This is a genomic window from Halobacteriovorax sp. ZH5_bin.2 (genome assembly GCF_043196375.1).
Classification (GTDB): Bacteria; Bdellovibrionota; Bacteriovoracia; order Bacteriovoracales; family Bacteriovoracaceae; genus Halobacteriovorax_A.
The window spans coordinates 786,663-807,816 of record NZ_JBEBMJ010000001.1; the positions used below are offsets into that span (position 1 = coordinate 786,663).

Here is a 21,154-nt window from a genome sequence, read left to right on the forward strand (position 1 = left end):
TTCGTCTCAGGGCCAATGGGAAAGTTAACGCATAAAGAGAACGATATTTTCACGAAGTGAAAATGAGTAACAAATCTCCTCGTACAACAGACTCACATTCATACCAATCAACTTTTCACATATTGTTGGCAATTTTTTTGAGAAAAGTTCTAGTTTCTGGAATCTCTTTCTTTAGAATTTCTTGACTTTGACACTGCTAAATACGATGAACTCGGACTCAATATAACTTGTGTGGAAATAGGTAATATTTAGTTCGATTATACCCGATAATCATTTCATAAATTTGATGTGTGAGGGAAGTTATGTCGAAACTATTTTCTTTGTTGGGAATTCTTATATTCGTATTAAATATTAGTGTTTCAGCGGATGAGTCTTGTGTACAACAAGAATTTGATACAGCAATTGTGTGCGAAAAGAACTTTAGGGCCAACTCCCTAGCAGATCTTGACAGATATAAAACCGAGTCTCATCTTAAAAGTCGTAACCTAACAATAGCTTTTGATTTACTAGGTGATGAAAATATAGAGCTACATACGCCATGCCTCGTTAGATACCATAAAGACTTTAAAATCAATACGACTGGAGATATCTGTCTTGATGCTAGAGATGGTATTCGTCTACACGCAGGAAAAAATATTTCTGCAAACAATATTCATCTTTATTCAAAAAAAATAATTGCAATTCAAAAGGAAGCAACAATTAATGTTAATAGCATTTCATTGGTTTCTAATGGCGAGTCGGCAGACTCAAGGGTTCATATTAGAAATACATCTTCTGTTAATGCTGTTAATTTGAATCTATACGGTACAAAAAGAGCAACTCTTGGTTATTCATCTTCTTATAATATTACGGGGGCAATCAATATTGAATCTCGTGATGAATTTTCTAGTATTTGGAGAGATACTCAAATTATAACTCCGCAAATGTCTATCATATCAGACACTGAAGTAAGACTGGCCAACAATGTCGTCATTGAATCAACTGGATTGAGTGCGCAGGCACCTGAGTGTAAGTTGAGAAATATGCTAACTCTTGGTACAGGGAGTTGTTTTGATGCATCGAGGCCGACTTCTCGTATTAAGAAAGTTGAAACACAAGTTCTAATTGGTGAAACATTAACTTTTGATTCAAGTCGTTCAAGTGCTGCAAATGGAATATTAGAGCATTCTTTTTCTGTTAATGGAGAAGTATTGCAGAAAAATGAAGGCAATATTTTTACTTATACATTTAATCAAGAAGGTATTTACTATGTGAAATCCAAGATAGTAGACAATCTCGGGTACGTGTCGACAGCACAAAGAAAAATTACTGTTTCTGCACCGATAACAAATGATCGAGAAGCTTTCTTTAAGTATGCAGTAGAAGATGGAATGCTAGAGCTTGTTTTTATCCAAAGTATTCCTCGTGATCAAATAACAAGTGCAAAATTTATTGTAAATGAGCAAGAATATAATCTTCCAAATTTCTATCATCTTGATTCTATTTTTATAAATAACATCGCAAACGGAGCGCATGATGTAACTCTTGAAGTAACTGATATTTATAATCAAGTCTTTAGATATCAAAGAAAAGTTTTTGTTGGAACAAATGAAGAAATGGAGATCATTGCACCTGTTATGGAATTTGACATTATTCCTTCTGCTCCAAAAGAGGTTTTTATCGAGTTTCGTGGAGTCTTTGACCCTGCAGGGCTTTTTGATGGTCTTGTCATTGACTGGGGCGACGGAGAGGTCTCTGAACATTGGGTACCGGATGAGGGAGGAGTTAAACACTCTTATCAATCGATTGGTACATATGAGGTAAATGTTGAGTTTATTAAGGCCGGTGAAAATGGAGAAACAGTTAAAACTTTAACAAAGCAAGTAACTGTTACAAACGAGGAAGTCGCTGCTCAGCCTCCACTTGTTAACTTTAGATATGAAAAACAATATTTTGCACCTCACGTAGCATTTAATATAGATCTTTCGATGTCTCCGACAGGGGAAATCGTAAGCCGTACTTTCGATTATGGGGATGGCACTGTCTACACTGGAAATGAGCCAATCCATACGCATTTTTATGATCCGGGCACATATTATGCAACATTAACAGTTGTAGATGAATATGGAATGAGTGCTTCACAAACTGCACGAGTCATTATTGCTGAAGAAGGTGAGGATTTTATTTCAAATCTTGAATGCTTTGATGAAGGTGGACTCTACGTTGGATGTGATGTTGTCGCACTTGCAAAAGAAGAAGAGATTCAATCAATTGAAATTGACTGGGGTGATGGGAGTGTTGAGACATTTGATCCAGCTTCTTCTAGTTGGACGTGGGATTTTTTCGACTATGAATATAGTGAACCTGATAATTATGTTATTCAGATGACGGTTACAACAAGTTATGGGAGCTATGTTGACTCAGTGGAATACAATAATCAAGAAGTAAAAGAAGATTTAGCTCCTTATGTAAGCTTTAATTGTCATTCACCAAGTTCTTTAAAAGTATCATGTCAAAATCACTCAACAGATGATGGTGTAATTGTATCTAGTATATGGAATGTTAATGGAGTTGAATATACAAGCTTTAATCTTGATGAAGTATCTGTATCAGAGAGTGGAAATGTAAATGTTTCATTAACTGTTACAGATGATAACGGATTAAGTGCGACAGCTAATCAAGTTATTTTTGTTAATGGGAATATTGCACCTATCGCTTCTTTTGATTGTTCGCAATCAATACATACTCAACTTAGTTGTGTGTCGACATCAAGAGATTCTGATGGGTACATAGCTTCATCATTTTTTTATATTAATGATCAAGTTTATGAAGGTCAGTCAGTTATAATAGAATTGTTAGATGAATCACCTCTAGACATAGAGCATCGTGTAATAGACAACGAGGGAAAAGTAACCACATTAAGTAAAACTATTGAAGTAAATAAGTCTCCTGTAATACAAGCAGAATGTAGTCAAAAAGAGGCTGATCGTATTGAATGTAATGCTTTAGGGACATACGATGATAGCGAAGGATTGGATTTTAAGTGGAATTTTAATGAGTATACTTACGAAGGTAGCGTCGTAAGCATCAAACCATCATCATATGGGAAATTCTCGATTGAACTTATTGTCACAGACAATCTCGCAGCGGAAACTAAAGCTAAGATTAATTTTAATTATTTAAACATAAATGGCACACCTCTGGCCAATTATGCATACATGATAGATACGAATCTTAAAGTTATTTTTAATGCTTCATTGTCACAGTCTAACTTTACAGATGTAAAAGAATTTAAATGGTATGTTAATGGAGAAATTATTATTACGGAATCATATGTTCTAGAGTACTTATTTCCTTTGCAGGGGGAGTATACGGTAAAACTCGAAACGAAAGGTAGTAATAATATTGTTACTGAACATTCTGAGATAATTAATGTGTTTAATCTGGCGGTTCCCTATCCTGATCGTTTAGAAAATGCTTCAACTTTGATCGGAGTAGACAGTGATAATGATTTGATACGAGATGATATTCAAAGAGGTCTTGAAAATTATGCCAAAGGTAATTCAGATCTATTGCAGAAACTAAAGAACGTTCAAGTTGAAAACACTCGATTATTAAGTGTAATGACCGAATTAGAGGTTAATGAAGCGATTTTTAAACGAGAAAAGGCAGTTTTTTGTTTGTCTCAATATTTCAAGTCTCAGAATTTGGTAAATTATGACCAGTTAGCAAGTAGCTTGGCTATTGAGTTAGAAGGAAATACCTTTGATAATGTAGATAGAGTAATAAAAAGAGTCGAAATATATGATCTATATAATTCTGAAACAAGGAATGAATTTAATGAGGAAGATTGTCTTAATTAGTTTATTGTTTATTCTTTTTGGTTGTAATCCAAAAGAAAAAAACGAAGTTGTAAAGAAATCAAAAGAAGAAAAACTTTTAGAAGTTCAGGAGTGGATCGCTGAAACTCTTAGAGTTCCTGAAGCGAAGTATCTTTCTAAAAAGTGGGTATATGATACTTATGACTTATTAGAGCTTGATTTAAATGATGAAAAAGCAGTTTATGAATGGCTTCGCAAGGAGAGTCTTTCGGAAGGGTGCTATTCGTATGCAGAAAGTTTGATGCCTAATGATGAGGTCTCTTATAGATTTCATCATGATGTTGAGTCAAGTAGGGCGTACCATTTAAAATTATATAAAAAAATTCTAGGTAAACAGTACAAAAAAAGATTGAGAATTAATAAAATGTACTACTTAAGGTCTAATAATGATTTCAAGAAATACCCGTATCAATTGTTTCCTGATAAATATTGTGAACTTCCGCATGAGTATTTGAGTGCTGTTTTAGTAAAGTATTATAGGGATTATCGAAATTTTACTAAAGATAAGATTGCGAAGTTTATGTCAAGAGGGGAACTTGAGGTTAAAGAACGCTGGAGGTTGATTTATGATAGTTATGATGAGTAAATGGATTTTCGTTTCTATGATCATTTTTGCGGAAGTATATGCGACTGTTTGTAATTCAAAAGCACTTAACGTGATTTATGTAAATGGAGTAGGTAATGTGCGTCGTCCTGTCCTGCAGACAAATAGTATTAAGAGTTTATATGAGACTAGTGATAAAAATTTAGAATCTCTTTTTTTTAATGGGAGCTTGATTAGCAAGAGGGAGGCTGTTGAGTTTGACTTTGTTCATAATAGGTCAGAAGGAGGAAGCATTCTTCTTGGTGTTTTTAGTGATCTCGCTAATGATGCTTATTATGATTTAAAGGAAGCTCAAAAACAAATTAACCAGCTTTCACACATAATAGAACCTGTCGAAGAAAGTTTTGTTGATAAATGTTTTGCAGCTTACTTGGTAGAAGATTTTCCTTGTCCCGTGTACACAAGTGAATCGGAGCGTTTGATGCATGAGGAGATTATAAAGCGAGTTTCAAAAATTAAAGATCGAATTAATAAAGATCAAGAATTAGGCGGTGATTTAAACCAATTGAAAACAAAACTTTTAAATAATGTTGATAATAGTATGAATACTATATTAATTGGCCACTCGCAAGGTGCACTTTATGTAGACCAGTCTTATCTGTATACTTTTCCATATGCATTGGAGTATAGTAACGACGAAGATAGTGATTATGTTAAGTCTCGTAAAATTGCAGCTTTAGGCGTCGCTCCTCCTCATAACTCTGGCTATCAATATCCAAATTATGGATATATTATTTTAGATGATGATATTCTGAATAAATATAGTGGAAGTTATACGTCACCTCCTCCTTCAAGCCATAACTTCGTACGTCAAGATAATCCTTCCTCATTATTTGGAAGGGCACTCTCTTCGTTTATTAGTGATCCTGGCAATTTTAAAAAAAATATATTAAATACATTTTCACCGAATCAGTTAAGAGATAACCATAGTTTTTTAGGTTTATATTTAAATAATAATGTTTATGTAAAAGATATTTTTACCGGTGAGGTGAAAAGTATGCAAAAAGTATTTCTGGAAAATATGTCTACTCTTGCAAATACATTGCCTGCGACTTGTGACTTTCAAATAAAACTTAAAGATAAGGATAACTCAGGAGAGTTAAAGGATTATCTTACTGTTATTGATAAAGGAGATAGTGTAGAGGTTGTATTAAATAGTGAACCAGATTTATATGTAGACTTTAATGAATTAGATGACCTTACTTATACAAACGACAAGTTAAAGAAATTATTTAATGGAGAGGAGAGTAATAAAGTCACATTGGCCAAACCATTATTTCCAAGTAATTATAGCTTTGACCTAACTTTAGAATATTTATATTTAGATGAATTTGAGTACAAAGGTCGTTTTTTTGCTAGTTTACAGTTGTGCGAGGGAGCAAGTTGTTGTCGTCAAAGTGACCAAGTGTATTGTGATGGGTTATGTAAGCCAAAGCCTCGTGATGGAATGAGTTATGGGGAAAATTGTAGTGGCCCATATTATGACTCTACACCATCCTGTCCTGTCACATGCATCCCTATAAAGGGAGAAGAGGCTAACATAGGATGTTCTCTAGTGTATGATGATAATATGGAGAATGTAGAGTATTTTAAGCCGATTCCAGGGAAGTATTTCTCAGTGAGTGAGGACTCGATTACTATGACGGGGTATTGTAATAATTCAGATCCTAGTGGTGGTCTTCGAGAGTCGGAACCATCTTGTTCTTGCTCAAAGTAGTCTTTTAAGTTATTGAATTGGTGACTAGAGGTGGCTTATCTTTTATTACTTGTTACAAGTCAGGCTCTAGATGTTTTTTCCATTGACGGTGTGTAAAAGAGGAATAATTTGATTTTTCTTGATGGATTAATTATTTATTTGAGCATTTTTTCTTACTATAAGTGGAGAGGGAGGCCATTAAGTGGCAAGGCTCAGTGGGCGTGGGCGTTCGTTCTAACATTTGGAAAGCTTTTTGTATGGCTGATCTTATCGTTTAGTATGCTAAATTTTGATGACGGTTATCATGATATGCTTACTAATAAAGAAAAAGAAAATCTTGTTCCTTTAATGAATAATTATACTTTGTTCTTTCCTGTATGGTCTATCTACTACTCGCAGCTGGCTAGTTATCGAAGAAATTATGATGAAAGTTACTTAAGGAAGCAGAATTTATTGGATTATTTAAATGATAACCTTGCATTTTGCTTTAGGTCTGATAGGGAAATAGAGGGTAAAAGAGATCGTTGTTATAAATTATTGAAGTATATCTACGATAATCGTGATTATTCAAATATAAGTAAAGATAGCCTGTATCAGCTTTGGCAAGCTCAGAAAGATTCTTTTGGTCAGTCTAAGGGGACAATGATTATTGATCATATTCTTTCTCGAAATGGAGTAACACATATTTCATTACCTCTTAGTTGTGGCCCGATATTTTATACTGAATTATATTACAGACTCTTGTTTGCTGAAAAATATAATCAGAGCTATTTGAAGTATTTGCACTCTGTATATATTTCGAATGAAAAATGTCAGACTGTTAAATACATATTTTTCTCTAAAGTTTTTGAAATTATAAATCAGAATAAAAGATTAGATATTGACTCTTATTCAAATATTTTAAGTGATGTTGTTAATGATCATGAAAATATTTTTGAAGTAAAAAAGTTAATCAAATATTCAAAAGATGACAAAAGAAATTTCTTCTTAGAGAAGATTGTTTGTTCATTTGATACAAATAATTTATATAATGAATTCTGTAACGCTAGGTAATTGATTCTCAATCGGCAGTGATCCTTGCAGCAATTTCTCATAACGATTTAGGCGCATTTTTGTTGAGGCGAATGAAAAAGCACCTGGAACCGAATGCCGGTAATAAGTAGATACTAATAAGCTCCTGGAGCCGAATTCTTATAGCCGCTTTAAAATGTTTGAGTGAAAAATCGTTTTATTATTAGTGTTTTTTGATTAGTGTTAGGTGTAGAGTATGTTCCAATCAATACATCATAATATTTATCTTCATAGTAAAAATATGGTCCAATAGATGACTTTCGTTTTTTAAATGAATCGAGCTTTCCCAGAAGAAATTGAAAATGTCTTGATTCAAGCCTATTCCTTAACAATTCTTCCTTGTTTAAAAAATGACCAAAAGAACCAGGGTTATACTTTACTTTTGGAGAAACTAAGCCTCTTAGACAATCTAAATCTTCCTTGGTTAAACAATTCTTAAAGTCTGCTTTAAAGTCTTCCCACGTATTATGTATTCTTACTTCTTCGTTTCTTTTTAATTTATCAAGTACATGCTTAGGACAACCTATTTTTTTTATATTTCTTGCTTGGCCCATCGTAGCATACAATGATGCACATTCTTGGCTTTTAATATGATACATTGTCCCTTTGCCATATTTTAAGCGTCCTTTGCCTGTATCATTTTCAGGGAAGTAGATGAATTCATAAGCTGCGCCCATGTAGCCAGCAGAGCTTTCATATTTTTTTGTGTCAAATTCATTACTTGCTATTGCGTTAGTAGATACTATTATCAAAATTAGTAATCGAATAATTATCCTCATCGCTTTCTCCTGATAAAATATATTGTAATATCTTGTGTTGTAAAAAAAACAGGAGATTTTATTCACCTAGTTAAGTTGTAATGTGTATCAAAGTTCTTTCCCCTTTTTCTCTCGCAAATAAATGATACCAGACTGCCTTCATTAGAAATGAAGGAAGTAGCACGTCTGAGTAATAAATCTCCTCGTACAACAGACTCACATTCATACCAATCAACTTCTCTCATATTGTTGGCAATTTTTTTGTTAAAAGTTCTAGTTTCTGGAATCTCTTTCTTTAGAATTTCTTGACTTTGACACTGCTAAATACGATGAACTCGGACTCAATATAACTTGTGTGGAAATAGGTAACATTCAGTTCATTTATATCCGATAATTATTTCATAAATTTGATGTGTGAGGGAAATTATGTCGAAACTATTTTCTTTGTTGGGAATTCTACAGCAGAGCTTTGTCGTCCAATTCCTCCAGAAGGAAAAGAGTATGGGCAGGATGGGAGTGGCCCCTATTTTATTTCGAATCCTGTCTGTGAGGTGAGTTGTATTGCTAATAAGAATGGGGCTGGTAATCAAGTGGGGTGCTCATTGATATATACATCGCTTGAAAATGTTGAATACTTTAAACCTGTAGATTCTAAAAGATTCTCTAGTAGTACTGATCAGTTTGAAATGTCTGGTTTCTGTAGCAATACATCAGCTAGTGGCATATTGAGAACAAGTAGTCCTAGTTGTACATGTTCTAGGTAGGAGGAGAGACTTATGGTTAAAATAAATATTTTATTCATTTTAATTTTATTTTCTTTTAATAGTTTCGCAAAAGACTATTCACTCGTGGAAAGAAGCGCCATCGATAAAAAAGCGATGATCTTTTTAAAAGAAAACAATTTTCAAGGTTTTCCATTTAAGAAAACTCAGCTCGTTCTTGAACTTGTTAAACCTTCCAAAGAAAATAAAAATGTTCGTCAAATTCCTCGCTTTAAACTCTATCATGATAAAGAATTTAAGAAGGTAGCTCTACGTTTTGTGGACTGGAAGAAAGGTGATTCCCCCCAAAATCATTCTGACATGACCAAGTGTAGTGAGTTAGGGGCATATGTGGATACTGCAGATCAATATATTGAGTTTCTAGGGAAATATAAGAAAACCATTTGTGTACGTCGAAGAAAGCCTGAAACAAAAGAAACTCTTTATACGCTTGGTTATGATATGTTGTTTTATGATTATTATCCTGAAAAATTTAGTTTTTATATTAATCATGGAAGAACGATTCTAGTTGATGAATTAACTGAGAAATATGCAGTTATTAATATTGAAGGACAATCGTATTATTTAAATGTAGCTGAAGTAAGTATTGAGTTTGTTCGTCCTCCTACGAGTGAAGCACTAAAAACAATATATGGTAATAAATTGCTCGAAGCAGAAAATAAATTATATGAATTTAGAGAAATATTACTAAGTAGAGACCGAAAAATATTCGAGAATTATCTTTCTAGTGATGGAACTATTATTATACTTAATCAGACAAAAATAAATATGGAAGATTACCTACGAAACGCTTTAGTTAAGTCGGTTTTTGATTCGGCTAAGTTAATCAGAGATCAATCATTAGCGATCATGTTATATTTGACTTATTACGAAGCCTATAATGTAGGAATTGATATTAAGTGGAATAAAGATGCTTACAAGCTAGATGAAAAACAAAGGGATATGATTGGATCTAAATTTAGCTTCTTTATTGATGCTGATTATCTAAGCTATTATGATAAGTGGTCTCCGTTTAAAGATGTTAAAGTTGGCAACGAATTTGTAGGTTATAGACTCTTCGGTAATAAAGATCAATTAAGATATTCAACGCCTTCTCTTATCATTTTGGGAGATGGTAAAAAGGTAACAGATATTGAATTGAAGTGGTAATACTTGCCATTAATAAAGTGTAATTTAAATTCGCTAAGTGCTCCAAAAAAATCTTCCCAAAGCGCTGGAGATTCTTTTGTGAACACTACATTCTAACTAAGAAACGTTTGAAAAATATTATCGATATACTTGGACAATTAGAAATAGATAAAAATGAAGGAGTTGCATACTTAAGATTTGTTGTAGACGACGAACACTATGGTGTAGGATTTACTAAGTCAAAGAGTTATAATAATAAATGGATTATTGAAGGTATCAATATTTCTCCAAATGATACTGCTGATTAAATAAACGCTTAAAGATAATTATACTTATTCGGATTCAATTCAATGAATTTATCAAGTTACATTGAAGGATGTTCTTTCTATCTTTTTGAAAGGAGTCTTAATCCGAACTAGTAGTAAAACTTTTTATTATTAAAAACTTTTCGTTATTTGATTCTATAGACTCTATGTAAATATTATGGTTGGCTGCCTCTAAAGTGTAATAAATGCCAAACCTTGTGTTGAATTTTTTGAAGTTGTCTAGTTTGCTTAAAATAAGTTTGAAATCTTTTTTCTCAAGCTCATTTCTTAATAATTTTTCCTTTTTCAAGAAGAAGCCTGGTGCATTTGGTGAAATTTCAACATTTGGAGAAATCAAGCCGCGCAGACAAACAAGGTCTTCTTTTTGTAGACAGTTTTTTAAGTCATTTTTAAAAGAGGCCCAATCTTGATGTTTTCGCACTTTTTTGTCTAATTCGAGTTTTTCTAAGACATGCTTTGGGCAGCCTATCTTTTTTAGTGGTTGTTTGTCTGTATCTAGTAAGTTGATTGATGCACACTCTTTAGATTGTTTATGATAAAGCGTCCCTGGTCCATATCTAAGGAGGTTTCTTCCATCATCATTGTCAGGGAAAAAAAGTAGTATGCCTCCACTACCTGTGACTTTATGTAGAGTATTGTATCTTGCAATACCATAGTCTTCTGCAAATGTTGTACTTGCTAGTAGTAAAATTAGGCTTTGAAGTAATACTTTTTTCATTTAATCTCCTCTATATGTAATTTTACCACATAAATTAAATTTAGAGGAATCCGTAGATGAATATAATCGTTATCTTTTGCGTATAGGATAGGCGTTCCATATATGAATCCGTCCCTTGATTTAGTACCTTCACTAACAAGTGAGGTTTTAGATCAAGCTGGCTATTATCAATTGAAGGAAAGTAATTGTACAAACTCTGAATATAACTTAGATTCAATATGTCGAGACCTTGACGAGTTGGGGTATTAGTAATTAAAGGCTCCTGTCTTTTTGAAGGAGCCTTAATCGGAACTAGTAGTAAATCTTTTTATTATTAAAAACTTTTCGTTATTTGATTCTATAGACTCTATGTAAATATTATGGTCGGCTACGTCTAAAGTGTAATAAATGCCAAAGCCTGTGTCGAATTTTTTGAAGTTGTTTAGTTTGTTTAAAATAAGTTTGAAGTCTTTTTTCTCAAGCTCATTTCTTAATAATTTTTCCTTCTTCAAGAAGAAGCCTGGTGCATTTGGTGAAATTCTAACATTCGGAGAAATCAAGCCGCGCAGACAAACAAGGTCTTCTTTTTGTAGGCAGTTCTTTAAGTCATTTTTAAAAGAGGCCCAATCTTGATGTTTTCGCACTTTTTTATCTAATTCGAGTTTTTCTAAGACATGCTTTGGGCAGCCTATCTTTTTTAGTGGTTGTTTGTCTCTATCTAGTAAGTTGATTGATGCACACTCTTTAGTTTGCTTATGAAAAAGCGTCCCAGGTCCATATCTAAGGAGGTTTCTTCCATCATCATTGTCAGGGAAAAAAAGTAGTATGCCTCCACTACCTGTGACTTTATGTAGAGTATTGTATCTTGCAATACCATAGTCTTCTGCAAATGTTGTACTTGCTAGTAGTAAAATTAGGCCTTGAAGTAATACTTTTTTCATTCAGTCTCCTCTATATGTAATTTTACCACATAAATTAAATTTAGAGGAATCCGTAGATGAATATAATCGTTATCTTTTGCGTAAGAAATAGTTTAAGCATCCCCATTTAATGCCTCTAGGAAAATCTTTCCAAAGCGCTTAAGCTTCTTAGGTCCAACCCCGTAGATACTTTCAAGATCATCGAGAGTTTGTGGACGTTGAGCGGCCATTTCCATCAGAGTCTTATCTGGAAAAATCTTAAAGGCCTGAGTGCGTTTCTGTTTTGCAAGCTTTGATCGTAGAACTTTTAAATTCTCATACGTTGTTTTATCTGTTCCGTCATTAGGCTTATATGTGGCGACAGCTTTCTTGCGAGTTGTGGCCTTTTTGCGAACTGCTTTCTTCTTTGTTGCTTTTGTTTTAGTCGCAGACGACTTTGATGCTGGTGCACCTTTTTTAAAGTCTGCACGAATCATGACTTGCTTGCGATCTTCAATAACATCGATGGCCGATTGAGTAAGTTTAATCTCTGAACTTCCGTCCATAACCATCTTTAGATGACCTTGAGCAATTAGTTGGCGACAAAGAGAATAGAGAAACCCTTCGTCTTCTTTACTTGCATAACCAAAGCTTGTGATATGGTGGTGGCCATTTTTTTGAATGACGCCAGAAATATTTCCCTTGAGAACATCCACGATATAGTGGACGTTGTAGCGCTGGTCAGTTTCATAAACACAAGTGAGAACGGCCTTGGCAATTTCAGTTGCATTAATAAGCTTCTGCTTAGTCTGTTCACTTAAGCAGATATCACAATTACCACATGGGCCCTGATAGGGGTCATTAAAGTAATTAAGAAGAACTTCGCGGCGACAAGTTGTGGCCTCGCAAAAACCAAGAATGGCATCAAGCTTTTCTTCATTCACGCGGCGACGAGCTGCTGCGCCAACGCCTTTATTAGCAATTCTTTTTAAAAGAACAAGATCTCTTAGTCCATAGAACATCAGAACTTGAGAAGGGAGTCCATCTCGTCCTGCTCGTCCCGTTTCTTGATAGTAGGACTCAAGACACTTTGGCATATCCATATGGGCAACAAAGCGTACGTCGGCCTTATCAATTCCCATTCCAAATGCAATCGTTGCCACAACGATGACATTCTTTTGAGTGATAAATTTCTCTTGAACTTTTTCGCGGTAACTGGCGCTCATTCCCGCATGGTAGGCATAGGCCTTAAATCCTGCTTTAACTAATTTGTCTGCACATTCTTCAACACCCTTGCGTGAAAGGCAGTAGACGATTCCTGATTGGCCATCAAGATTGTCTTGAACAAATTGCGTGAGACGATAGAAGTCTTTTTCTTTCGTTGTCTTCTTTTGAACTTCATAAGTAATATTTGGTCGATCAAAAGAGCTGATAAAGAGATTTGAGCCATGGAGGTTTAGGCAGCGAATGATCTCACCACGTGTTGCTTCACCGGCCGTTGCAGTTAGAGCAATGCGAGGGATGTCTGGAAATTTCTTTGTGATCATGCCTAGCTGCATATACTCAGGTCTAAAGTCATGGCCCCATTGAGAAACACAGTGGGCCTCATCAATGGCAAAGAGAGAAATCTCAATGCGATCTAAGATTCGCTGAAAGTATTCGTTCATCATACGCTCTGGCGAGACGTAGAGAATCTTAATATTTCCATTGAGAAGATTTCCCACAATATCATCCTGTTCACTATGAGAAATTGAAGAATTTAAGTAAGCCGCTTCGACGCCTTTTTCAATGAGGGCATCAACTTGGTCTTTCATAAGAGCAATGAGGGGAGAGATAACAATGGCCGTCCCAAAGCGGGCAAGTGCTGGAATTTGATAACACAGAGACTTCCCACCACCTGTTGGCATGAGGACCAGTGCGTTATTTCCTGCAATGACACTTTCCACAATCTTTTCTTGATTGCCGCGAAAGGCACTATAACCAAATATATTTTGAAGTATCTCGATTCCTTGACTCACTTATCTAGTTTAACTGATGAAAGAGGGCCAGCAAAGCATTAATAAAGGCTTTGTTAAATCTTTGTAAAAAAGCGAAATGAACTTCGCTATTTTTGCTGTGATGCCCTAAAATAATATGATTGGAGTTGTTATGAATAAATTTTTACTAGTTCTATTAATTAGTCTCTCAACATTTGCTGCGCCGAAAGTTCTCTTTCTAGGAGACTCTCTTACTGCCGGATATGGAATTGATCCAGAGAAGGCCTACCCAAATCTTGTGAAAGATATCTTGAAAAAAGATGGAATCGAAATTGAAGTGATGAATGCAAGTATCAGTGGCTCAACTTCTGCTTCAGCTGTTTCTCGCCTTAAGTGGTCTTTAAGAGGAAAGCCTGATGTCATGCTACTTGCTCTTGGGGCAAATGATGGGCTACGTGGAATAAAGCTTCATTCAACAAAAGAGAATTTAAAAAATGCTATCAAGCTTGCAAAGAGTAAGGGTGTAAAGGTTATTCTCGCAGGAATGCAGATCCCACCAAATTATGGCCCTGAGTATACGAAAGAATTTCAAAGAATGTTTCCTGATTTAAAGAAAGAAGAGGGAGTTACACTACTTCCATTCTTACTTAAGGATGTAGCAGGACAGCGTCAGTATAATATTGACGATGGCATCCACCCAAATGAGGAAGGACACAAGATCATTGCAAAGACGGTCGCACCGTTTATAAGGAAAGCTTTATAATGACTGAATTAGTATTATCACTCAAAGAAGTAAGAAAGGATTTTTCTCAAGGAGAAGAAATCCTCAATGTATTAAAAGGTGTTGAGCTTGGAGTTAGCGAAGGGGAGACCATCGCAATCCTTGGAAAATCTGGTAGTGGAAAATCCACTCTCTTATCTCTTCTGTGTGGAATTGATGATGCCACTAGTGGTGATATTTCATATCGCAATAATTCACTTAAAGATCTAAATAGTGAAGAGATCACTGATCTTCGAGCAAAGCATATTGGTGTGGTCTTTCAACAATTTCATTTATTAGAACACTTAAATGCATATGAAAACGTCCTGCTTCCTCTTGAGGTTAATGGTGTTTCTGATAAAAGTCGTGTGGATTACTTTCTTGAAAAAGTAGGGATGAGTCACCGAAAGACGCATTTTCCAAATCAGTTAAGTGGTGGAGAGAAGCAAAGGATTGCCATTGCTCGCGCTCTCGTCACTCACCCTGGTGTTCTTTTGGCAGATGAGCCAAGTGGAAGCCTTGATGAGAATACAGGTGATGAAGTCATGAATCTCATTTTTGATATTGTTCGTGATGAAAAGATGAGCCTTGTTCTTGTCACTCACGATAAGGATTTAGCAAAGAGGTGTGAGAAGATTTATCACTTAGAAAATGGAGTGCTAAGTCTTGAAGCTTAAAATGGTTATGCGAGAGCTTAGAAGCTCTCCAATGTTCTTTATCATCTTTATTCTAAATCTCTCGATAGGAATGGTTGGCCTTTCAACTATTGAAGTTTTTAAGTCTTCTTTTGATAGTGCGCTTACAGCAAAATCAAAAACACTTCTCGGTTCTGATATTTCCGTGAGTTCACGTATTGCCATTACAAAAGATAGCTTAGAGATTGCAAAATCTAATCTCGACTATAGTGAGATGACTCGCAATCGCTCACTTTATTCGATGCTCTTTAACGGCGAAAAAAGTCGACTCGTTAATATCAGAGGTCTTGGAACTGGCTTTCCATTCTACGGCGATATCATCTCTAAAAGAGGTAAGAGCTTTAAGGAAATTAAAGATAATGAAGTCTTTATTTATCCTGAACTTGTTGGTCAACTTGGACTTGATGTAGGCAAGGAGATAAAGATTGGATCTAAAATATTTAAAGTCGCGGGAATTGTCGAAGAAGATGGTTCGGCCGGTTTTTCCATGGGGCAACTTGCTCCAAGACTCTATCTGAAAAATGAAGTTCTCGATTCTACTGATCTTATCAAACCTGGTAGTACAATTTGGCGAAGCCTACACTTTAAGATGGCAAAAGAGTTAAGCGACAAAGAACTTATTAAAACAGAAAAGGATTTAAAAGCTAAAATCATTGACTCTTCAATTCGCATCCGATCTCCTCAGTCTAATTCTGAAAGAGTGGGGCGTTCAATGGATTATCTCGCAGACTTTCTTGGGCTGGTTTCGCTGTGTGGACTATTTCTAGCAGGTCTTGGCCTCATCTACCTCTTTAGAGGATTCCTTTTAAAGAGAAGAAAGGATCTAGCGATTCTTGGCTTTATTGGCATGAAGAAGAAGGATATCTTTAAGATCTATACATTAAAGCTTTTCTTTCTAGGCCTATTTGGTTCACTTTTAGGAATTGCGATTGGGACGGCATTTAGTCCTGTTATTCAGAGCATGGTTAGTCGAAATTTAGGAATTAATTTTGAGCTAGATTTTAATCTTTCTACTTTCTTTGTGACGATGGCCGTTGGTGTTGCCTCAACTATTGTCTTGGCCCCAGCTCTTATTATTCCTTATTTAAGAGTTGATCAAAAGGCACTCTTTGATCACGACACAAGTTTATCGAAAAACTTCTATGACTATCTACTATTTATTCCAATTGTACTTTTCTATTGGGTAATGGCGATTTACTTATCTGAGAGCTTAATTGTTGGTAGTGCATTCATTGCAGTCTTCCTCCTAATTGTGGGAGTCTTCTTTCCTGTGGGAAGTTTTGTTCTTTCATGGCTTGGAAAACTTAATCCAAAACTTAGCTTATCATCTAATATGGCCTTTAAGTACGTGACTCGTCATAAGATTTCAACTTTGTTTATCTTCTTATGTCTGTTCATTTCAACGAGTCTCATGACACTTATTCCTTCAGTAAAGAATATCATTGGAGCAGAGCTTTCGATGCCGGCCGAGGAGCGCCCTGTTTATTTCCTCTTCGATATTCAACCTGAACAAGTTGAGGATCTAAAAACTTTTGTCTCAGATAAAAAATTAGAACTTCTCAATATCAGTCCAATGGTTCGTGGCCGTCTCGTAAAGATTAATGGTGAAGGTTATAACCCAGATAAACTTAGTGATCTCACTCGTGAGGAACAAAGAGAGCAACGTAGTCGCAATCGCAGTGCTAACTTAAGTTACCGCGATCATCTTGTAAGAGGTGAGGAGATTGTCGAAGGACGAATGCCTAAGCGCTTTGATTTTGAATCTGATGAAGTGGCAGAAGTTTCATTAGAACAGCGCTATGCGAGTCGACTGGGAATTAACCTTGGTGATGAATTAGAATACAATATTCTAGGGATGCCAATTATTGCTAAAGTTGTAGGCTTACGCTCAATTCGTTGGACGAGCTTCTTGCCAAATTTCTTTATCTCATTTGGGCCAGGGGTACTCGAAGATGCACCAAAGACTTTCATTGCTGCCATTGGAAAAGGTGATGGAGTTGTTAATGATCAGCTTCAATCTGACTTCGCGGCCAGGTTTCAAAATGTGTCATTAATTGATATTCAAAGCTCTCTTAAAAGAGTTGCTACTATAATGGAGAGTATCACAAAGATTCTCGTTACCATGAGTTTCATTGTCTTTCTTGTGGGACTTCTTGTGATCTACTCACTTATTGCCCACCAATTAGAATCTCGTCGAGAAGATATCTCTCTTATTAATATTATTGGGATTCGTTTTAGTGAGATTAGAAAGTCCATTATGAAAGAGATGGCCCTTATGTCAGTAAGTGCCGTTGTGGTAGGGATTACCTTAGGACAGCTTGTGACTTATGCTGTTGCTAAACTTCAATTCGATTTAAATTATATTTTCAGCTCTGTTGAAATATTCGGCTTTGCTATTCTAATCATCGTTCTCTCAATCTTAATTTCTTTTTCTTCATTTAATCGATTCATTCGAAAATAAGAAAGGGCCACTTTTGTGGCCCTTATATAAGTATTGAATCTACCAGTTATATCTTTCGGCACAGAAATAACGGTAATCGTATTCATAATCATTCAGCTCATCACGCAGATCTGCACATAGGTCATAGCCTGTCGAACATGAGTATGTGTAGAAAGTTCTCTCAACTGAATCGCTCCAGCTATCAACAAGCTCGTAGTTACACGTATCATACGCGCTATAACGATGACGGTAGCCGTTGTAGATAAAGTATGGATAATCATAATCCCAGTAGTAACCATCAACATAAGAGACACGAACTCTTAGCCAGCGGTTATTGTAAACATAGATTGGTCTTACTGTTCTGTGGTAATCACGGGCCGTTGTCCAACGACGGTTGTGTCTTACATAGTCACGGTTTGGTGTGTGACGGTAGCGACGGTAAGCACGTGTCGGATCAGGTCTTGTTGTTCGACGATCGTCATATCTTCTGTCGTCGTAGCGTCTGTCATCGTAACGTCTGTCATCATATCTTCGGTCACTGCGACGATCATCATATCTTCTATCGCGTTGTCTATTTCGGCGCGAGTCTCTGTTATATCTGCTATCTCGAGCATCACGCGAGCGACGATTTCTTAACTCGTCATCATTATTATTTCTTCTGCCTCTTTCCGGTGCGGCGAAAGTCGTTGCTGTCAGGGCCGTAAGGACTAGTAGTAGAACCAATTTTTTCATAAAATCTCCCTCTGAGTTTTAACTGAATTTGGCAATTTCTAGCGCGTGGGATGACTTTTTTGAAATTAAAATTTTGTTTAGCTAAGGAAATTTACTTTCTTACATTTTAAATTACGGGATTTTATATGCTTAGAGGATTTTCTTACAGGAAATAACCTTGTAATAAGGTAAAAGTGGCAAAAAGGCCTCATAAGAGGCCTTTAGTATTTGATAGCGATTATGCTTTTGATGCTAAGTAGTCATCGTAGCTAACGTACTTATCTTCAATTACTTTTCCAGTTGTGTGGTCAAGGTCGATAATACGGTTTGCTACCGTTTGAATGAACTCGTGGTCATGAGAAGTAAAGATTAGGTTACCTTTAAATCTTGTGAAGCCTTCGTTCACTGACGTGATACTTTCTAGGTCAAGGTGATCAGTCGGTCCGTCAACAAGGAGAACGTTGGCTCCAGAAAGCATAAGCTTTGACATCATACAACGAACTTTTTCTCCCCCTGAAAGAACATTAGTCTTCTTAAGGGCCTCTTCTCCAGAGAAAAGCATCTTACCAAGGAAGCCACGAATAAATGTCTCATCCTTATCTTCTGAGTATTGTCTTAGCCAGTTCACAAGATCGTTCTTACCATCCATGAAGTAGCTTGAGTTATCTTTAGGGAAGTAAGACTTAGTGATTGTTACACCCCATTCAACAGAACCTGAATCTGGCTCCATTTCTCCCATAAGGATTTTCATAAGAGTTGACTTAGCAACATCGTTCTCACCAAGAAGAACGATCTTATCGTCTTTGTTAATCATGAATGTAACATTATCTAAAAGCTTAACGCCGTCGATTGTCTTAGTGATTCCTTCAACACGTAGAATTTCTTTTCCTGCTTCACGTTTCGGATCGAATTGTACAAATGGGTACTTTCTCGTTGATTTTGGAAGGTCATTAAGCTCAAGCTTTTCAAGTTGCTTTTGTCTTGAAGTTGCTTGAGATGATTTTGAAGCATTGGCAGAGAATCGTTGAATGAAGGCCTTAAGTTCTTTGGCCTTATCTTCTGCTTTCTTATTTTGGTCTGCACGAAGCTTTTGAGCAAGCTCTGAAGATTTTCTCCAGAAGTCATAGTTACCTGCATAAGTTGTAATCTTACCAAAGTCGATATCTGCAATATGTGTACATACTTTATTTAAGAAGTGACGGTCGTGGGATACAACGATAACTGTCTTTTCATAATTTAGTAGGAAGTTCTCTAGCCACTGAATGGCCTTGATATCAAGGTTGTTTGTCGGCTCATCCAGAAGAAGAATATCAGGTGAACCAAAAAGTGCTTGAGCAAGAAGAACCTTAACTTTCTCTGGCCCCGTAAGCTCTTTCATATATTTGTAGTGATACTCAGTTCCAATTCCAAGACCAGAAAGAAGAATTCCTGCTTCTGACTCAGCTTCGTAACCATTCATTTCAGCAAATTCACTTTCAAGCTCAGCTGCTTTCATTCCATCTTCATCGTTGAAATCTTCTTTCATGTAGATGGCATCTTTTTCTTTCATGATTGAGTAAAGCTTCTCATTACCCATAAGAACAGCTTGAAGAACTTGTTCTTCTTCGTATGCAAAGTGGTCCTGCTTAAGAATTGAAAGTCTTTCGCCTGGAGTAATGTTGATTGTTCCTGTATTTGGCTCAACTTCACCAGAAAGAACTTTGATGAATGTAGACTTACCAGCACCGTTGGCACCAATTAAACCGTAGCAATTACCTGGCGTAAATTTGATATTAACGTCTTCAAATAGCTTCTTGCCACCAAAGCTTAAACTGACATTGGAAGTGGAAATCATAAATTATCCTTCTTATTTAAATTATCAATGAATTAACGGCTTCACCTTAAACTATTTAATGCGATTAGTCCATGGATTTACTGGACTGTTAAATGAATATTATTTTTGATTTATGGCCTCTATCTTTACTAGTCTCCAGAGTTCGTTGAGCAGTATGATACTGATATTACAAGGAGCTAGAGATGAAATTTTGGGCCACACTTCTAACAATAATGTTCTTTTTATTTAAGGCTGTGGAAGTTTATGGGTACCAATCAAAATATCAAATTAGCGAAAATGCTAAGATCATTAAAGACGGACATATTGGAACTCTACTTAGTCATAGTGAAATAAATATGGAATGAAACGATTCATTATTAAACTGCAATTTAAGCATTCTTGTCTTCATTTGGACTCTTAAACATCTATAATAAAAGTAAATATGCAGCAAGGTGGTTTCTATGAGCAAAGAATATCAAATCATTTATATCAGCGAAAAAACAGGTGACTTTAAGCCAGAGAAGGACTTGGATAAGATTGTCTCTTCTTCGTTTAGAAATAATAACGCTAGAGATGTGACAGGTGTTCTAATGTACAATAGTGGTTTCTTCTTTCAGGTTATTGAAGGTAAGAAAGATGATGTTATCTACACATATAATAAAATTATTTTGGATCCTCGCCATCAGAATGTGAATTTACTCACGGATCGTGAGATTGAAAATCGCAGCTTCGAAAATTGGCCACTGGCCTTGGTTAAACTCAATGATATGGACTTAGATGTCATTGATCATGTGATAGCATGGAATGATTTAATCAATGATTCTCGTCGAAAAGAACCTATATCTCAGGAGAAGGTTGACCGCTTGATCGAAGCTTTGCGCTACAAGATTGATATGGATACGATATCATCAAAAGCAGCTTAGGCTTTTCTCTAACTT

General features: G+C 35.7%; 18 protein-coding genes. 12 read left to right on the forward strand and 6 right to left on the reverse strand.

Annotation, left to right across the window (positions count from 1 at the left end):
* Window positions 1-302 precede the first annotated feature (302 nt).
* The 4 genes from ABMA76_RS03880 to ABMA76_RS03895 all read left to right on the forward strand — a co-directional run bounded on the left by ABMA76_RS03880 (window position 303) and on the right by ABMA76_RS03895 (window position 7,213).
* A complete protein-coding gene (locus tag ABMA76_RS03880) occupies window positions 303-3,842 on the forward strand; it encodes a PKD domain-containing protein (RefSeq protein ID WP_392909196.1) in 3,540 nt (1,179 codons plus the stop codon).
* Complete coding sequence (locus ABMA76_RS03885) at window positions 3,820-4,446, forward strand: hypothetical protein (protein WP_392909197.1); 627 nt, start codon at window positions 3,820-3,822, stop codon at window positions 4,444-4,446. The genes ABMA76_RS03880 and ABMA76_RS03885 overlap by 23 nt, the downstream gene beginning before the upstream one ends.
* Window positions 4,427-6,181 carry a hypothetical protein gene (locus ABMA76_RS03890; RefSeq protein WP_392909199.1) on the forward strand — a complete coding sequence of 585 codons (1,755 nt, stop codon included), beginning with the start codon at window positions 4,427-4,429 and terminating at the stop codon, window positions 6,179-6,181. The genes ABMA76_RS03885 and ABMA76_RS03890 overlap by 20 nt, the downstream gene beginning before the upstream one ends.
* 108 nt (window positions 6,182-6,289) lie before the next feature.
* Window positions 6,290-7,213: a hypothetical protein gene (locus ABMA76_RS03895; RefSeq protein ID WP_392909201.1), complete on the forward strand. Its 924-nt coding sequence runs from the start codon at window positions 6,290-6,292 to the stop codon at window positions 7,211-7,213.
* A gap of 149 nt (window positions 7,214-7,362) precedes the next feature.
* On the opposite strand, the gene ABMA76_RS03900 is transcribed toward ABMA76_RS03895, so the two are convergent.
* The gene (locus tag ABMA76_RS03900; protein ID WP_392909203.1) at window positions 7,363-8,010 is read right to left on the reverse strand and encodes a hypothetical protein; all 648 of its coding nucleotides are present in this window, start codon (window positions 8,008-8,010) and stop codon (window positions 7,363-7,365) included.
* Between the two features lie 389 nt (window positions 8,011-8,399).
* On the opposite strand from ABMA76_RS03900, the gene ABMA76_RS03905 reads away from it, so the two are divergent.
* From ABMA76_RS03905 to ABMA76_RS03915, 3 genes are all read left to right on the forward strand, one after another.
* Entirely contained in the window at window positions 8,400-8,753 is a 354-nt protein-coding gene (locus ABMA76_RS03905; RefSeq protein WP_392909205.1) for a hypothetical protein, read from the forward strand.
* A 12-nt stretch (window positions 8,754-8,765) separates the two neighbouring features.
* Complete coding sequence (locus ABMA76_RS03910; RefSeq protein ID WP_392909207.1) at window positions 8,766-9,920, forward strand: hypothetical protein; 1,155 nt, start codon at window positions 8,766-8,768, stop codon at window positions 9,918-9,920.
* Window positions 9,921-10,027: 107 nt separating this feature from the next.
* Window positions 10,028-10,207: a hypothetical protein gene (locus ABMA76_RS03915; RefSeq protein WP_392909209.1), complete on the forward strand. Its 180-nt coding sequence runs from the start codon at window positions 10,028-10,030 to the stop codon at window positions 10,205-10,207.
* A 97-nt stretch (window positions 10,208-10,304) separates the two neighbouring features.
* Here ABMA76_RS03915 and ABMA76_RS03920 read toward each other — a convergent pair whose 3' ends face one another.
* The 3 genes from ABMA76_RS03920 to recQ all read right to left on the reverse strand — a co-directional run bounded on the left by ABMA76_RS03920 (window position 10,305) and on the right by recQ (window position 13,839).
* Complete coding sequence (locus ABMA76_RS03920) at window positions 10,305-10,943, reverse strand: hypothetical protein (RefSeq protein ID WP_392909211.1); 639 nt, start codon at window positions 10,941-10,943, stop codon at window positions 10,305-10,307.
* A 281-nt stretch (window positions 10,944-11,224) separates the two neighbouring features.
* Window positions 11,225-11,863, reverse strand: coding sequence for a hypothetical protein (locus ABMA76_RS03925; RefSeq protein WP_392909213.1), 639 nt, complete (start codon window positions 11,861-11,863; stop codon window positions 11,225-11,227).
* Between the two features lie 92 nt (window positions 11,864-11,955).
* On the reverse strand, window positions 11,956-13,839 hold the full coding sequence (recQ, locus tag ABMA76_RS03930; protein ID WP_393060987.1) for a DNA helicase RecQ: 1,884 nt from the start codon (window positions 13,837-13,839) through the stop codon (window positions 11,956-11,958).
* Between the two features lie 130 nt (window positions 13,840-13,969).
* On the opposite strand from recQ, the gene ABMA76_RS03935 reads away from it, so the two are divergent.
* The 3 genes from ABMA76_RS03935 to ABMA76_RS03945 are packed head-to-tail and all read left to right on the forward strand — an operon-like array spanning window position 13,970 to window position 17,713.
* Complete coding sequence (locus tag ABMA76_RS03935) at window positions 13,970-14,560, forward strand: arylesterase (protein ID WP_392909217.1); 591 nt, start codon at window positions 13,970-13,972, stop codon at window positions 14,558-14,560.
* Window positions 14,560-15,234 carry an ABC transporter ATP-binding protein gene (locus ABMA76_RS03940; RefSeq protein WP_392909219.1) on the forward strand — a complete coding sequence of 225 codons (675 nt, stop codon included), beginning with the start codon at window positions 14,560-14,562 and terminating at the stop codon, window positions 15,232-15,234. Before ABMA76_RS03935 ends, ABMA76_RS03940 begins: the two co-directional genes overlap by 1 nt.
* The gene (locus tag ABMA76_RS03945) at window positions 15,224-17,713 is read left to right on the forward strand and encodes an ABC transporter permease (RefSeq protein ID WP_393060989.1); all 2,490 of its coding nucleotides are present in this window, start codon (window positions 15,224-15,226) and stop codon (window positions 17,711-17,713) included. Before ABMA76_RS03940 ends, ABMA76_RS03945 begins: the two co-directional genes overlap by 11 nt.
* Window positions 17,714-17,752: 39 nt before the next feature.
* Here the strand turns inward: ABMA76_RS03945 and ABMA76_RS03950 are convergent, their stop codons facing one another.
* Both ABMA76_RS03950 and ABMA76_RS03955 read right to left on the reverse strand, forming a co-directional pair.
* Entirely contained in the window at window positions 17,753-18,424 is a 672-nt protein-coding gene (locus ABMA76_RS03950) for a hypothetical protein (RefSeq protein WP_393060991.1), read from the reverse strand.
* A gap of 217 nt (window positions 18,425-18,641) precedes the next feature.
* On the reverse strand, window positions 18,642-20,237 hold the full coding sequence (locus ABMA76_RS03955; RefSeq protein WP_392909225.1) for an ABC-F family ATP-binding cassette domain-containing protein: 1,596 nt from the start codon (window positions 20,235-20,237) through the stop codon (window positions 18,642-18,644).
* Between the two features lie 182 nt (window positions 20,238-20,419).
* Here ABMA76_RS03955 and ABMA76_RS03960 point away from each other — a divergent pair, with 182 nt between their 5' ends.
* Both ABMA76_RS03960 and ABMA76_RS03965 read left to right on the forward strand, forming a co-directional pair.
* A complete protein-coding gene (locus ABMA76_RS03960; RefSeq protein ID WP_392909227.1) occupies window positions 20,420-20,581 on the forward strand; it encodes a hypothetical protein in 162 nt (53 codons plus the stop codon).
* A gap of 96 nt (window positions 20,582-20,677) precedes the next feature.
* The gene (locus ABMA76_RS03965) at window positions 20,678-21,139 is read left to right on the forward strand and encodes a BLUF domain-containing protein (RefSeq protein WP_392859829.1); all 462 of its coding nucleotides are present in this window, start codon (window positions 20,678-20,680) and stop codon (window positions 21,137-21,139) included.
* The last annotated feature ends 15 nt before the right edge of the window (window positions 21,140-21,154 follow it).

What these genes read in the sequence shown, in the direction of transcription:
- ABMA76_RS03955 (WP_392909225.1), bottom strand. Translation starts at nt 20,237, where the DNA reads ATGATTTCCACTTCCAATGTCAGTTTAAGCTTTGGTGGCAAGAAGCTA.
- ABMA76_RS03910 (WP_392909207.1), top strand. Translation starts at nt 8,766, where the DNA reads ATGGTTAAAATAAATATTTTATTCATTTTAATTTTATTTTCTTTTAAT.
- ABMA76_RS03885 (WP_392909197.1), top strand. Translation starts at nt 3,820, where the DNA reads ATGAGGAAGATTGTCTTAATTAGTTTATTGTTTATTCTTTTTGGTTGT.
- ABMA76_RS03935 (WP_392909217.1), top strand. Translation starts at nt 13,970, where the DNA reads ATGAATAAATTTTTACTAGTTCTATTAATTAGTCTCTCAACATTTGCT.
- ABMA76_RS03950 (WP_393060991.1), bottom strand. Translation starts at nt 18,424, where the DNA reads ATGAAAAAATTGGTTCTACTACTAGTCCTTACGGCCCTGACAGCAACG.
- ABMA76_RS03900 (WP_392909203.1), bottom strand. Translation starts at nt 8,010, where the DNA reads ATGAGGATAATTATTCGATTACTAATTTTGATAATAGTATCTACTAAC.
- ABMA76_RS03890 (WP_392909199.1), top strand. Translation starts at nt 4,427, where the DNA reads ATGATAGTTATGATGAGTAAATGGATTTTCGTTTCTATGATCATTTTT.
- ABMA76_RS03925 (WP_392909213.1), bottom strand. Translation starts at nt 11,863, where the DNA reads ATGAAAAAAGTATTACTTCAAGGCCTAATTTTACTACTAGCAAGTACA.
- ABMA76_RS03880 (WP_392909196.1), top strand. Translation starts at nt 303, where the DNA reads ATGTCGAAACTATTTTCTTTGTTGGGAATTCTTATATTCGTATTAAAT.
- ABMA76_RS03965 (WP_392859829.1), top strand. Translation starts at nt 20,678, where the DNA reads ATGAGCAAAGAATATCAAATCATTTATATCAGCGAAAAAACAGGTGAC.
- ABMA76_RS03960 (WP_392909227.1), top strand. Translation starts at nt 20,420, where the DNA reads ATGAAATTTTGGGCCACACTTCTAACAATAATGTTCTTTTTATTTAAG.
- ABMA76_RS03920 (WP_392909211.1), bottom strand. Translation starts at nt 10,943, where the DNA reads ATGAAAAAAGTATTACTTCAAAGCCTAATTTTACTACTAGCAAGTACA.
- ABMA76_RS03905 (WP_392909205.1), top strand. Translation starts at nt 8,400, where the DNA reads ATGTGTGAGGGAAATTATGTCGAAACTATTTTCTTTGTTGGGAATTCT.
- ABMA76_RS03940 (WP_392909219.1), top strand. Translation starts at nt 14,560, where the DNA reads ATGACTGAATTAGTATTATCACTCAAAGAAGTAAGAAAGGATTTTTCT.